This window comes from Candidatus Falkowbacteria bacterium (genome assembly GCA_026396835.1).
Lineage (GTDB): Bacteria > Patescibacteriota > Patescibacteriia > Patescibacteriales > Patescibacteriaceae > Patescibacterium.
In genome coordinates this window covers 106,256-119,989 of sequence record JAPLWA010000004.1, presented here as the reverse complement: position 1 = coordinate 119,989, position 13,734 = coordinate 106,256, and the positions used below count along the sequence as shown (strand labels likewise).

15 protein-coding genes are annotated in these 13,734 nt (G+C 33.8%); 2 read left to right on the top strand and 13 right to left on the bottom strand.

Translation table 11 applies throughout. The features are described from left to right. The first annotated feature begins 51 nt into the window (after window positions 1-51). Window positions 52-1,230: a hypothetical protein gene (locus NTY12_01600; GenBank protein ID MCX6792697.1), complete on the top strand. Its 1,179-nt coding sequence runs from the start codon at window positions 52-54 to the stop codon at window positions 1,228-1,230. A 34-nt stretch (window positions 1,231-1,264) separates the two neighbouring features. Here the strand turns inward: NTY12_01600 and NTY12_01595 are convergent, their stop codons facing one another. The 6 genes from NTY12_01595 to NTY12_01570 all read right to left on the bottom strand — a co-directional run bounded on the left by NTY12_01595 (window position 1,265) and on the right by NTY12_01570 (window position 5,827). After that, complete coding sequence (locus tag NTY12_01595) at window positions 1,265-1,555, bottom strand: hypothetical protein (GenBank protein MCX6792696.1); 291 nt, start codon at window positions 1,553-1,555, stop codon at window positions 1,265-1,267. Between the two features lie 130 nt (window positions 1,556-1,685). Beyond that, on the bottom strand, window positions 1,686-2,129 hold the full coding sequence (locus tag NTY12_01590) for an NUDIX domain-containing protein (protein ID MCX6792695.1): 444 nt from the start codon (window positions 2,127-2,129) through the stop codon (window positions 1,686-1,688). After that, window positions 2,126-2,572 carry an NUDIX domain-containing protein gene (locus NTY12_01585; protein MCX6792694.1) on the bottom strand — a complete coding sequence of 149 codons (447 nt, stop codon included), beginning with the start codon at window positions 2,570-2,572 and terminating at the stop codon, window positions 2,126-2,128. Before NTY12_01585 ends, NTY12_01590 begins: the two co-directional genes overlap by 4 nt. A gap of 1 nt (window position 2,573) precedes the next feature. Then, window positions 2,574-4,289: an arginine--tRNA ligase gene (gene argS, locus NTY12_01580; GenBank protein ID MCX6792693.1), complete on the bottom strand. Its 1,716-nt coding sequence runs from the start codon at window positions 4,287-4,289 to the stop codon at window positions 2,574-2,576. A gap of 94 nt (window positions 4,290-4,383) precedes the next feature. Then, entirely contained in the window at window positions 4,384-5,592 is a 1,209-nt protein-coding gene (gene tyrS / locus NTY12_01575) for a tyrosine--tRNA ligase (protein ID MCX6792692.1), read from the bottom strand. A gap of 109 nt (window positions 5,593-5,701) precedes the next feature. Continuing rightward, window positions 5,702-5,827: a hypothetical protein gene (locus tag NTY12_01570; protein MCX6792691.1), complete on the bottom strand. Its 126-nt coding sequence runs from the start codon at window positions 5,825-5,827 to the stop codon at window positions 5,702-5,704. 567 nt (window positions 5,828-6,394) lie between these two features. Between NTY12_01570 and hisS the strand changes: the two genes are divergently transcribed. Further along, on the top strand, window positions 6,395-7,696 hold the full coding sequence (gene hisS, locus NTY12_01565) for a histidine--tRNA ligase (protein MCX6792690.1): 1,302 nt from the start codon (window positions 6,395-6,397) through the stop codon (window positions 7,694-7,696). A 54-nt stretch (window positions 7,697-7,750) separates the two neighbouring features. Here the strand turns inward: hisS and NTY12_01560 are convergent, their stop codons facing one another. The 7 genes from NTY12_01560 to NTY12_01530 form a co-directional block, all read right to left on the bottom strand. Beyond that, complete coding sequence (locus NTY12_01560; GenBank protein ID MCX6792689.1) at window positions 7,751-7,993, bottom strand: hypothetical protein; 243 nt, start codon at window positions 7,991-7,993, stop codon at window positions 7,751-7,753. A 108-nt stretch (window positions 7,994-8,101) separates the two neighbouring features. Beyond that, a complete protein-coding gene (locus NTY12_01555) occupies window positions 8,102-8,377 on the bottom strand; it encodes a hypothetical protein (protein ID MCX6792688.1) in 276 nt (91 codons plus the stop codon). Between the two features lie 37 nt (window positions 8,378-8,414). Beyond that, window positions 8,415-8,567 carry a hypothetical protein gene (locus NTY12_01550; protein ID MCX6792687.1) on the bottom strand — a complete coding sequence of 51 codons (153 nt, stop codon included), beginning with the start codon at window positions 8,565-8,567 and terminating at the stop codon, window positions 8,415-8,417. 232 nt (window positions 8,568-8,799) lie between these two features. Beyond that, window positions 8,800-10,311, bottom strand: a complete 1,512-nt coding sequence (locus NTY12_01545) for a ComEC/Rec2 family competence protein (protein ID MCX6792686.1) — start codon at window positions 10,309-10,311, stop codon at window positions 8,800-8,802. A gap of 178 nt (window positions 10,312-10,489) precedes the next feature. Further along, window positions 10,490-11,182, bottom strand: coding sequence for a hypothetical protein (locus tag NTY12_01540; protein ID MCX6792685.1), 693 nt, complete (start codon window positions 11,180-11,182; stop codon window positions 10,490-10,492). A 167-nt stretch (window positions 11,183-11,349) separates the two neighbouring features. Next, a protein-coding gene (prfB, locus tag NTY12_01535) for a peptide chain release factor 2 (protein ID MCX6792684.1) occupies window positions 11,350-12,448 on the bottom strand; the annotation gives its coding sequence in 2 pieces (ribosomal slippage) (window positions 11,350-12,393 and window positions 12,395-12,448; 1,098 coding nt in all). A gap of 1 nt (window position 12,449) precedes the next feature. Then, window positions 12,450-13,652: a trypsin-like peptidase domain-containing protein gene (locus NTY12_01530; protein ID MCX6792683.1), complete on the bottom strand. Its 1,203-nt coding sequence runs from the start codon at window positions 13,650-13,652 to the stop codon at window positions 12,450-12,452. Window positions 13,653-13,734: the final 82 nt, after the last annotated feature.

The window sequence follows — 13,734 nt, the reverse complement described above, 5'->3', positions numbered from 1 at the left end:
CCACTAGACCCAAAGAAAGGGTCTTTTATTTTACTTATCAATTTCAAATTTATGTCATCAATGTACGACGCTCCGCACTTACAACGCCACTACTATAAAACTGATATGAGCGAACAAGAAAGAATGTTCGCTGAATTAGATAAAAAAACTGACGCTGAGAGCCAGCGCTTAAAGCGTTATATCGCCATGCCTGATTTAAGTAAACAAGATGGCAGTCCAGTAAAGATTGTTACTGAACGCGTGCTCAACTTACCTAGTCTAAAAAACCTAGATGTAATTGAAACACCAGAGGTAATTACACCCGAAGTTGTGTTTGATTTGTTTAACTTTCCTAAAGATCATCCAGCCAGATCGGCTAGCGATAGCTACTTCCTAGATGAAAATCACGTATTACGCCCACACACTAGCTTGATGTGGAAATACTATTTAGATATTCCTGAAATCAGAGAGCGCTTAGAGACTAATGGCTCAATCGGAGTTTTAAGTTTTGGTAAATGTTACCGTCGCGACGAAATCGATTGGCAACATTCCAATATTTTGCACCAGATTGACGGTTTCTTTGTAATTAGAAAAGACATTAAAGTTTTAGAACAGGCAGATCTTGAAGCAATTTTAATTGAAGTTTGTGAAGCCTTATACGGCAAAGACGTTAAATATAAATTCATTGTCGACCACTTCCCTTACACTGACCCCAGCGTAGAAATGAATATTGAATGGGACGGACAATTAATTGAAATTCTCGGTGCCGGTATCGCTCACCCAAATGTCATAAAAAATCTCGGCATTAATCCTGAAAAGTATAATGCCTGGGCTTTTGGTTTCGGCTCCGACCGCTTAGCTATGATTAAATTAAAGTTGCCTGATATTCGCCTACTCTACTCAACTGATGAACGCGTGACCAAGCAATTAGCTGACATTGATCATGTTTTCCAAGCTGTTAGCAAATATCCGCCAGTTGTACGTGATATTTCCTTTATCGTTGATAAAAGCTTTGATCTTAATGGCTATTATGAATTAGTTCGCGAAATCGCTGGTAGCGATATGGTCGAAGAAGTAAAACTACTTGATGAATATGAAAACGAAGAAAAGTTTGGTAAAGACAAAAAAAGCTATACTTTCCGTACAACTTATCGCCATCTTGATCGAACTCTAACTAATGAAGAGGTTGATGCCAAACACAAGAAACTAGAAGAAGTAACAATTGAAAGATTTGGCGCGGTGGTTCGTTAAACAATTAAATTTTAAATTTTAAAACAACCCCAGATTATGGGGTTGTTTTTATAGTATTTAATACATGAGCTGATTCGTATTTAGAAATTATTTCTTTTCTTTCTAAAATTTTAACTAAACTTCTAAAATCGTTTTTATCTACCATGCCATCTAAACGATTATCAATATTGCTTAACCTAGTTTCATGATAGTTAAGAGTTTGATCAATTTTATCAAAACGTTGATTTACTTCATTTTTAAAATCAGAAAAATCACTCCTGAATTCATTAAATTGATTCTGGAGACCCTGCACTGATTCGAGAATTAGCGGAAGGAGTTCTGGCATAGATATTTCATCTTTCATACTCTTTTATAATATAAAAGAGGGGTTAGAAGCAGTATAACAAAAATATTTTACTACGACAACGACTAGAATTATATCTAATCTAAAATAAAAAACGACTTTATTAACAGGGTTATTTTTTTGTCTTTTTAAGATAGTCCTTGATTCCTTTAAGCCACCCGCCCTTAAAATAAATCTCGGGCTTTAATTTATTTATCTCCAACCACTTACTTTGTTCATGATTTTTACCTAATTGAATTGCTCCGCCTAAATATTTTGCTTGATAACCAATGGCAAAAATGCGACGTTTAGATTTTTTGCCGTCAAGCAATATTTCAGTACGCTCATGGCGCATGAAAACAATTGGCTGACCTAACTTATATTTTACATTTTTTCCTAATTCTTCTTTAATTTTTCTAGCTAAAACTTTTTCAAAAGATGTATTAAACTCAGCTGGCAACAATCGTCCGCCGGGTAAGTCCCAATCTCCAAAACGATCTTTGGAAATAAAAAGCTTCCCCTTATTCTCAAGAAAAACTTTAACTGCTAAAAAATATAAATCTTTTTCCTTAATCATAAATCTAAGTACATTTTAATGCCTTCTAAAATTCCTGAAACAAAATAATCTTCTATTTTTACATCGTCTAACTTAATCCATTTATAGGCAAGATGCTCCTCACTTATTGTAATATCTCCAGCGTGATAGTCTGCTTCAAAAAAAACATACAACACACGAGAATAGGTTCCTCTACTATTTAGTCGGTGCGATTGTGCTCTACCCAAAGCAACTGGTTTGTTAACAATCGAAACTTTCACTTCACCAATTTCTTCGGCTACTTCCCTTTTTAATATATCTGTAAAATCAATATTAAACTCATTGTCGTCAATCCTTCCGCCAGGTAGATCGTAAAACCCTGAAAATACACCATTATCATCCAAAGATTTTAAAATAAGGATTTCGCCCTGATCATTTTTTAATATCAACTTTAATGAAACTTGATATAAATCTTTCTCTGGCATATTACATTTCATTAATTGTTTCAATGCCTAACAACTTAAGTCCTTGTTTAATAATTGAAGCAACAGAATTTAACAGAGCTAAACGTGCGGCGCCGGTCACGGTATCAGCTTTCAAAACCGAAACGGCATGATAATAATCATTTGTCTTCTGTGCAAGATCAAATAAATATTTAGCAATTTCTGCTGGATCTTTTTTATCACCAGCTAAAACTATAGTATCAGGGAAATTGCTTAAATGCATGATTAAAACTTTTTCTTTCTTATCAATCAATTTACTCCAATCAACTTTAGTCTGTTTTAATTTTTTATCAGCTTTGTGATTAATACTTTGAATACGAGCATAAGTATATTGTAAATAAGCGGCCGTAAAACCATCAAAGCGTAAAGCTGTATCAATATCAAAAGTAATTTGTTTTAATGATCCGACTTTAACCATCTCAAATTTCAAAGCACCAAAAGCAATCACGCGCGCAGTTTCATTAATTTGTTTTTTAGTCCAAGTTTCATGACGTTTCGCAATTTCAGCTTTAGCTTTTTCTAAAGCCATGTCTTTCAAGTCTTCATAAGGAATAATATTTCCACTGCGCGAAGATATCATGCCAGAAGGCAATTTTACATAGTCATATGACAAATGTTCAAATTTAGTAGCATAGCCTAATAGTTCTAATAACTTAAATAATTGGTCAAAATATAGCTCCTGACGCATATCAACAATGTAAAGCGATTCATCTAGCTTATAGCGTTTTATCTTTTCTACAGCCAAAGCTAGGTCAGCTACAGGGTATAAAGCCGTGCCATCAGAGCGTAAAACTACTAAAACACCCAATTTGTACTGTTCTAAATCAGCTATTACAGCTCCTTCGCTATCAATTAAGAATTTCTTATTTTTTAGATCATTAACCATTTTCAAACCTTCTTTAATAAAATCACTTTCATAAAAAATGGTTTTGAATTTAATGTCTAGCTCTTTATAGGCTAAAGCGAACTGATTGATATTCCACTGTCTAGTTTTCTTCCATAATTTATAAATCTCACCCCGGCGACTTTCAAGTTGCTTCATAACTTCCGCTACTTCACCTTTTTGCTCAGGATTTTTTTCAATCTGTTCAACTGATTGAGCATATTGCTGACCCAAGAAATAACCTTTATTCTCAGGCCCCATAGCTAATATCTTTCTGGCTTCAATATTTTCTTTGTGATAAAGCCACCAAATTGTTTTAGCAACGTTAATTCCAAAATCATTTATATAAGACACGGGAATTACTTTATAACCATTGGCTGTTAAAATTCGATTAATTGCATTACCATAAGCTAAATTACGTAGGTGACCAACATGCAATTCTTTATGAGTGTTTTGGTTGGCATATTCAATCATGACGCGTTTGGCAGCGCCGTTCTTGTTAAAACCAAAATTAGCATCAAACTTAACTAAGTTAGCTAAAATAATATTAAAAGCAACATCGCTCAAAGAAATATTCAAATAAGGGCCAGCCGCTGAACAATCTTTAATAAATTTATGTTTAAAATTTTTGGCTATGTCTTTAGCAACTTCCGTCGGGTTTTGCTTAAGCTCTTTAGCTAAAACAAAACAAGGCAAACTTAAATCACCTAAATCTTCTTGTGGTGGCGCCACAAAATCAACGGCTTTTATATTAGCTTTTAATAAGTGTCCGAGCTCGGACGCTAGCTCATGTTTTATTCTATCTAGCGCGTACATGTTTCATTATTATATGTCATCCCCGCGAAAGCGGGGACCCAGCGGAAGTCAATAAATAATCCTATTTAAATACCTAGCACGCTGACACAAAAAATTATAATTTTATAATCTTCCTATATTCTCTTTTGCCTTTTTGAATAGTTAAACCCTCAGCTGGAATAGTTACTTTATAATTTACATCTTTAATCGCTTCATTATTAATTTTAATTCCGCCTTGCTCAAGTAAACGACGAGCTTCACTCTTAGATTCAGTTAATTTAGCGTGAATTAATAAATCAATAATATTCATGTCACTAGCTTTAATCACTTCCATTTCAGCTGGAGCTTCTTTATTCTGTACAGTTTTAACAAAATTCTCTTCAGCCGCGTCAGCTTGTTTAGCACCATGATAAATTTTAGTTATTTCATGAGCTAGCTTCATTTTGAAATCACGAGGATTTAAGGTGGTATTCTTAAGTCTTTCTTGAACTTTCTTAACTTCATCCCAACTTAATTGAGTACAAAGCTCAAAAGCTGAAGCCAAAACGCCGTCAGGCCAAGACATAATTTTGCCATACATATTGACTGGTGTTTCGTCTAAGTTAACAATGTTGCCTTCAGACTTACCCATTTTCTTACCTTCATTATCAACTAATAATTTACTGGTAATAACAAACTTTTCTTTACCAGTTAAAGCTTTCATAAGATCACGACCAGCTAACATATTAAAAGTTTGATCATTACCACCAACTTCGCCATCAACTTCCATAGCCACGCTATCATAAGCTTGAATCAAAGGATATAAAAATTCATGAAGATAAATTGGTTTTTCTTCTTTAATTCTTTCTTGGAACATATCACGGATAATCATTTGCTGAACTGTGAAGTTAGAACCAAGACGAATGAACTCTTCAATCGACATTTTATCGTACCACTTACTATTATATTTAATTTCAGCGGCATTAATTCCAGAAAATTTTAACCAAGCACTGGCCTGCTTTTTCCAAACCTTACAATTTTCTTTTACAGTGGCGCGATCAAGTTGCTTGCGCGCAGCTTTCTTATCAGTTGGATCACCAATCATGGCTGTAAAATCTCCAACCAAAAAAATCACCTTATGACCAGCAGCTTGTAGTTGAGACAATTTAGCTAACTGAATAGCGTTACCAATATGAAGCGATTTGGCATTTGGATCAAAGCCAGCATAAAAAGTAAGAGTCTTTCCACTAGCCAAAGCTTTCTCCATTACTTCTTTACTAGGATAAACCCGTTCAACGCCGCGCTCAGTTATTTCCTTTATTTTAGACTGTAATTCTTTAGACATATTTTAAAAATTAGATATTTTCAGTATATCTAAGCAGGGCTAAAAAGTCCATTATTCTACTAATACAAAAACCCCGCCCAAAGGCAGGGTTTTTGTTCCAAATTAAAAACTATTTCTTCTTTTTGGTAGCTTTTTTCTTAGCAACTTTCTTAACAGCCTTTTTAACTGTTTTCTTCTTAGCTACTTTCTTGACAGCCTTTTTAACTGTCTTCTTGGCTTTTTTCTTAGCAGGCATAATGTCACCCCCTTTCGTAGAAATGATCTTGCGAGTAATCTCGCTTGATTGTGTTATCATTTCTTACTATTAATTATACCAATAATACAGTAACTAAACAATGAAAGATACAAACATTTTTAGTTTTTGTATAAACTGAAATTAATTAACAAAAAAATACTAATTAAAAAATATTTTTATGATTTTTTGCGAAATTGGCTTATTTTTTAATAAAATTAAACAAAGCAAAAAAATTAACAAAAAAATAAATATTAATATCAAAAAACTACCAATATACTAAACTAGTGTTAAGAAAAAGTTATCAACAGTTTTCCACAAGAAAATTAATTTTTTAACATTTTTTTACTAATGCTAAAAAAAATAATTATCACTAATTCATGTTTATTTAATTTATTTTTTTAAAACAGAAAATTATTTTTTGTTTATAAAAGAAAATATTTTATCATAAAAAATAAAAAATATTTTTAAAATTATTTTAATTAGAGATCATTATTAAAACAATCTTTCCAATTAGGCTAAAATAAGACTCGTTGTCTAGACCTTGTTTTTGCTATATAATAAAGCCATATGATTACACCAAAACGTCCTAGTGGTTTTAATGAGTTTTTGCCAGCTGATCAGATGGCTTTTAACGCCATGATTTCTGCTATTCGACTAGCTTATGAAAAACACGGCTATTCCCCAATTGAGACACCAGCTCTAGAATTAGCTAGCGTATTATTAGCTAAAGAAGGCGGCGAAACCGCTAAACAAGTTTATCGCTTTAACAAGGGCGACAATGACTTGGCTATGCGCTTTGACTTAACTATTCCCCTGGCTCGCTATGTCGCCGAACATTACCATGAATTAGCAATGCCATTTCGTCGTTATCAAATTCAAGAAGTTTGGCGTGCTGAAAAAGCTCAAGCTGGAAGATTTAGACAGTTCTATCAATGCGACATCGATATTATTGGCAGTAACGACACTTTAGCTGACGCTGATGTTTTATTGACTGCGCATGAGGCTTTTATTAACCTTGGCCTAACTGATACTATTTTCAATATTAGTCACCGCGGCTTACTAGGCGGGTTCCTGGCTAATAAAAAGTTATCTTCTTTTACCAGCGCTGTCTTACGCGCCATTGATAAGTTAAACAAAAAACCAGCCAAAGCAGTTGAAGAAGAATTAATTGAAGCTGGCTTAAAGCAAAATGATATTAAAGAAATTTTTGAGTTTGTTAATATTAACGGAGAAGCTAAAAAGGTTTTAGAAAAATTAGACAGCTTAGCTATTAAACATACTGATTTTGAAAAAGCTTTAGCTGATCTTAAAGAACTTAATCAATACCTACTAACTAGCGGACTAAAGGCTAAGGATTTTGTGCTTGATTTAAAGATTGCTCGCGGTCTTGATTATTATACTGGCGTAGTTTTTGAAACAACTTTAAGTAAAAATCCTGAAATTGGTAGTGTTGGTGGCGGCGGTCGTTATGACAACTTAGTTAGCCATTACAGTAAAGAAAACCTATCGGGCGTTGGTATTTCAATCGGAATCTCTCGATTATTTAGCGCTATTAAAGATAGATTAAGCACTGGTTCAGCTAGCCCAGCTAAGGCCTTGATTATTCCCTTCTCTAAAGAAGTTGCTAATTATTGCTTGAACGTCGCCGCAACTCTAAACCAAGCCAATATCAATGCTTTTGTTTACCCGGCCTTTGCTAAAGCTGGTAAACAATTATCTTATGTTGATAAATTAAAGATTCCTCTAGCGATTTTGATTGGCGAAGATGAAGTCAAGAAAAAATCAATCACCATTAAAAACATGAAAAGCGGCAAACAAATAACAATCCCACTCAGCAAAGCAACAGCAACGGTTAAGAAAATGATTTAAATAAATAAAAAAAAATAGAGACACGCTAGCCGTGCCTCTACTTTTTTTATTTCCCTAAGCAACTTCAGTCGCCTTAAACTCAACTATACTCTTATCTATTTCTACTAAAACATTTCTAAGATTATCGCGTTTTATATAATAGAAATTTTTATATTCCATTTCAAGTTCAGTATTTTCTAGCTTAGATTCTACGTCAACCAAATCAGAAGCCAAACGCTCTTTAGTCGCCAATAATTTTTCTACCATTGACTCCTCTGCTATATTATTTTGAGCTATATTTTCAATTGATTCAGGCATATACAATTTACATATTATTTTTTAATCATAACAAATGTTAAGCTGCCTGTCGATTTAAGTAAAAAAAAGAAGAGCCTGCGATAGAACAACAGGCTCTTTTGCTGACTCTTAAAATTCTTCTATAACAGTGAAGCTTGAATTTTTTTCAAGGCACCTTATTAAATAAGGGAATGCCTCTTTAGCTTCAAAACAAACTAATCCATCAACATTTTCTTTAAAATACATCGGAACATCAATGATAGCTTTAATTAACTTCAAAAGATCCTTGCTTCCTTCTTTTTTAATAAAAATGTGGCTTTCTTTGTATGAATATGAAAATATTCCAACGTCAACCTTTTGCGATTGCATGATTTCTAGAGTCGGCGAATTCCCCTTAAAGGCCATAATACTATAAATCAAAACATCCCCTTTCTTTTATCGTTTATCTTAATGCTGAGAGACCAGCCAAAACGAGCTTGCCTAAAGGACGAACCCAGCTAAGCCAGCCAAAGCTATAAAGACCGTAAATTATAAAACCCCAGGCAAAGATTGAACTACCCACGGCAATTGCTGCAGCTTTATTTAGTTTCTTCATTTCTCTCCCTTGCTTTTACTTAAAAAAATTAATGATTATTTTTACTATATTCCATACTATTGGCCAAAAAGCGAGTAAGTTAAGTACTATGGCCAATAAAATGATAGGTAATTTATTAATTTTTAATCGCTTTAGATTAAAAATATTTTTCATTTTAATCTCCTTCCGATTAAATAATTGTTTATAAAAGAACCACTGTTAAATCAAATATAAACATTAAATCTACTTTTTGTCAACGGTTACTGTTCTTTAAGCTTCTTGCCTTGTAAAAATTATTTATCAATACAATCGAAACTAATAAAACATATAATAAAATCATGGCATTTAAAGAAACCTTATTTGAACCAAGTGTAGCCCAAGAAAAACTCGCGGCAAACTTAACGACAGTAATAATATATTTAGCAATAAAATACGATGGCAGAAAAACAATGTTGCCAATCATTGGGACCAAATACGCCAAGGGCAAAGCAATAATAGTCACGGCCGTAAAAAACGGAATTAAACCAACAACTAAAATATTTGCTAAAGGTGAGATAACTGAAACCTGACCGAAATTATAAAGCGTTATAGGTATGGTCGCAATCTGTGCGGCTATTGTGGCAGCTAAAATTTCTACTAACCAAACGAGTTTATTAAAAAATACTTTCTCCATCCCCTGTTTTAAAATTGGCTGATAATAAATTAAACCTAAGAGCGCTAAAAACGATAATTGCCAACCAATATCAGCTGATAATAAAAGTGGGTTAATAAATAATGTGCTGGCAGCGGTCAAAACAATAATATTTATAAAACGCAGCGGCCGTCCGATGAGCAGAGCATATAAAGTTAGAAGACTCATGATACCAGCGCGCACAGCTGAGGCTGGTAAGCCAACAATAAAAACATAAGTCACAACAATGATAACCGTTAAAATAAAGACTGTTTTTCTGCTCAAACTAAAAGCAAATAATACATAAGCTAAACCAAGAGCCAAGATACCAACATTAAAGCCAGATACGGCCATAATATGCGTTAAACCAGTACGACGAAAAATAGTAACAATATCATCATCAATTTCTTCACTACCCCCAAATAAAATTGGACCAACCAAAGATGATTCTGGTTCACCAATATTTACTTCTATTAGGCTTAGTATTTTTTGTTTGAAATTTAATAAATATACAAATAAGTTGTTGGACGCCGGACTTAATTTATTTAATCTAGCATTGAAACATAAACTATAAATATCATAGCGCGCTAAATATCTTTGATAATTAAACTCAGTATTTTCCGGAGCCTGCAAGCGACATTTAACACTAACCTTATCGCCATAAGAAAAAGCTGGATAAAGATTGGTTCTTAAGCGAACAACTCCTATAAGCAGATCGCCATTTATAAATTTGTCAGCTCTAACATCTAATTCAAGTGTCTTATTTTTAGTTTTTGGCTCGGAAATTATTTCTCCTGAAAAATTCACTGTTTGATCAAGATAATAATCAATATCTAGTTTAGTTGGATAATGAATATTATTTTCAAAGCGCCAACAACCAATTATAAAACCTAAAACAAAACAAATTAGACTTACTATAACTAATAACTTTTTATTTACATAAAAGTAAAGCAATGAAGCTATGAATATTAAAATTACAAATACTAATAAATAAGTTAAGTTTTCTTTTATTAATGGATACAAAGCCACCCCGGCGATAAAGCCGAGGCAAAACTTAATAAACCACCCTCCTTTTGGTTTATATTCTCCCTCCATGAAAATTAACTTAAATTGTTATTTTATTATATAAAATAACAATCTTAAATTCAAATTTCTCGCACTCCGCCCCCATCCCTCTTCATCCGCCGATTCGGCGGATGAAGAGGGGCTGATGGTAGAGCAAATAAAAAATCCCCCTAACTCAGACAACGAGACCGGGGGATAAATTTTAAAACTAATATTTATCTTCTTTGTAAATTTTCTTTGGCGTTACTATTATACAGTTATCTTTTGCTTTCCAGACATGTTCAAAAAGAATGCCTTGTACATTAACATGTAATCCAAAAAATGTTGAAGATACATGTGCTACAAAATACTGTTTGTTTTCCATAAACAAGAAAAATACTGAGGAATTGTCCTGCCAAAATCTCTTTTTATACTTTAAGCAAAAATTTCTGATTTGAGATTGAGTTAAACAGAGCTTTTCTAAATCCTTTGATTTTGATAATGAATTAAATATAGTATGCAAAGAACTGTCGGCAACCAGCTTGGTAATTTGTACTGGGGTTTTCTCTGTAGCTTTACTAACTCTATCTAGCAAAATACTCCATTCTTCGAAGCAATATGAAATACCTCCTTTAAAAATATCTTCTGCAATAATTTTAAATGTTTGGTTCCCGTAGACAGCATCGATCGTAATAATTTCATTAGCACATAATAATTTTAGAATTTCATTGTTAATGGAGAACTTACCTTCTATAATATTCTGAAGCGCATCAATCACTAAATCAGGATCAAGAGGACAACGCGAACCTTTATTTCTATAACCAAGACGAAGTTTCTCCCGAATAGCATCGATTTGACCATCGATTGTAAGATACTGACCGACTGCGACAGAATACTTATTGTTACGTATTATTTCTGACATGACGATTCCTTTCTTTTTCAAGGTACTTTTAGCACCAACTTTTATTATGAGCTTATTCTCATAACATATAATTATCCAGTTTATTTATTATTTTGTCAATAGATAAAAAAACAACCCTGCTTTATAACATAGGTTGTTAAGATGTTTATGCTAAGAATTTTAAAATTTTAGTTTTTAACTTTATTTCTCAAATAAGCTTCAATAAATTCATCGATTTTACCATCCAAGACAGAATTAACATCTGTTGTTTCATAGTTAGTGCGATGATCTTTCACTAATTGATATGGTTGTAAAACATAAGATCTAATTTGTTTTCCCCAAGCCGCTTTCTCGTGTTTTCCTTTAATTTCGGCATTGGTCTCGTCGCGCTCAGATTGACGCATGGCAATTAATTTACCACGCAGCATTTTCATAGCCAATTCCCTATTCTGATGTTGCGATCTTTCACTTTGGCAAGCAACAACAATGCCACTTGGTTTATGTGTTAAACGAACGGCGCTTGAAGTTTTGTTGACGTTTTGACCACCAGGACCAGAGGAGCGGAAAAAATCTATTTCTAAATCTTCTGGTTTAATTATTAAATCATCGTCTTCATCTAACTCAGGTAAAACTTCTACTAAAGCAAAAGATGTATGACGCATGCCTTCACTGTCAAAGGGTGAAATACGAACTAAACGATGAACACCAGCTTCGCTTTTCAAATAGCCATATGCATAATGGCCAGTGATACTTAAAGACACGCTTTTTATACCAGCTTCATTACCGACTAAACGATCAATTACTTCTACTTTCCAATCATGCCTTTCAGCCATACGAATAAACATTCGCTCTAACATTTCTGTCCAATCTTGTGCATCGACGCCGCCAGTTCCAGCGTGAATTGAAAGAATAGCATTTTTTTCATCATACTTACCGGCAAACATTACAAAAAATTCTAACTTAGCAAAACGCTCTTGTAGAACTTGTAAAGTTTTAATTGGTTCATCGCCCAAGGAGTCATCAGCTTCTTTCATGGCCAAAGAAACCAAAGCTTCAAGTTGACGTGTGTCATCTAACAATTTTTGCCATTCATTCACTTCAGATTCTAAAGCTTCTAGCTGACGACCGATTGTTACGGCTTTAGCCTGATCTTGCCAAAAACTAGGTTCCGAACTTAAAGTTCGCAACTCAACTGCTTTGGCTGTTTTACGATCTAGGTCAAAGTAAACTCCAGGTAGCGATAATTCGCTCCCGGAGTTCTTCAATGTTTTTTAGTAAGTTTTCCATTTTATTGTTTTAGTTCTTCCAAAACAATGGTTGTATCTTTTTCTCGGCCCTTGTGAACTATTTTGAGTTTAATAACATCACCTGGCTTGTGTTTGGCAATTACTAAGGACAATGGATTATCTTGATTTAACTGTTTACCATCAATTTCTAGAATAATGTCGCCTTCTTCAAGGCCAGACTTATCAGCCGGCGAACCAGGAACAACTGCTAAATCTTCAGGATTCTGTCCAGGCACAACCAACACACCGTAATCATGAGCTAAGTTATCGGTTTTAGCTATTTCTGGTGTTACAACAACATAACGCACACCAAACCAAGCTCTAACTAAACGCCCGTCTTTCTTAACAGCTTCAATCGTTTCTTTAATCTGATCAATCGGAATAGTAAAGCCAATGTTCTGAGCGCCTTGAGCCACGGCGACGTTTATGCCAACTACGCGTCCAGCTGTATCAAGCAATGGTCCACCTGAATTACCTGGATTAATTGAAGCATCGGTTTGAATTAAACCAACTAATTTTTCACTGCTAAATGCTCCATTGGAAGCTGTAATCGAACGAGCTAAGCCGGAAATTACACCAGTTGAAACTGTATTACGAAATTCTCCTAAAGCATTTCCAATTGCAATTACTTTTTGGCCAACTTTTAAATCATCACTTTTACCAAAATCTAGGGTTGGTAAATCTTTTGCTTCAATTTTCAAAATCGCTAAATCATTTAAAGGATCACGCGCTAAAACTTTAGCTGGATATTTATTGCCATCATTTAATAGCACGGTATATTCAGCTACTTCATCAGCGACAACGTGTTTGTTTGTCACGATTAAACCGTCGCCTGTAATAATGAAACCGCTACCACCGCCAACTTCTTGTTTTTGTGTTTCGCCTGTTCCTGTACCAAGATTATTTCCAAAAAATTGTTTAAAAAGATCAGGTAACTGACCTTGGTCAATTTTTGGTAAGTCTTTGCTAACAATAATACTAACCACAGCTGGTGAAGATTTTTCAACCACTTTAACAACTGGATCAGCCTCAGCTTCTGATTTTACTTTTTGATCACCAACTAAACTAGTAACATTCTTAAAAAATGATTGACTAGTAGTGACTGACTGAGCAGCAAAGAAGCCGGCGAAACCACCAACCAAACCACCAACAATAATTGCGGTAGCTAAGATAAAAGCGTATATTTGTTTTTCTTTTATTGTCATAAAATTAGAATTTTATAATTTTATAATTTTTAATTTTGAAGTTAATTTACTAATTACCAATTTCTAAAATAGTAATTAAAAC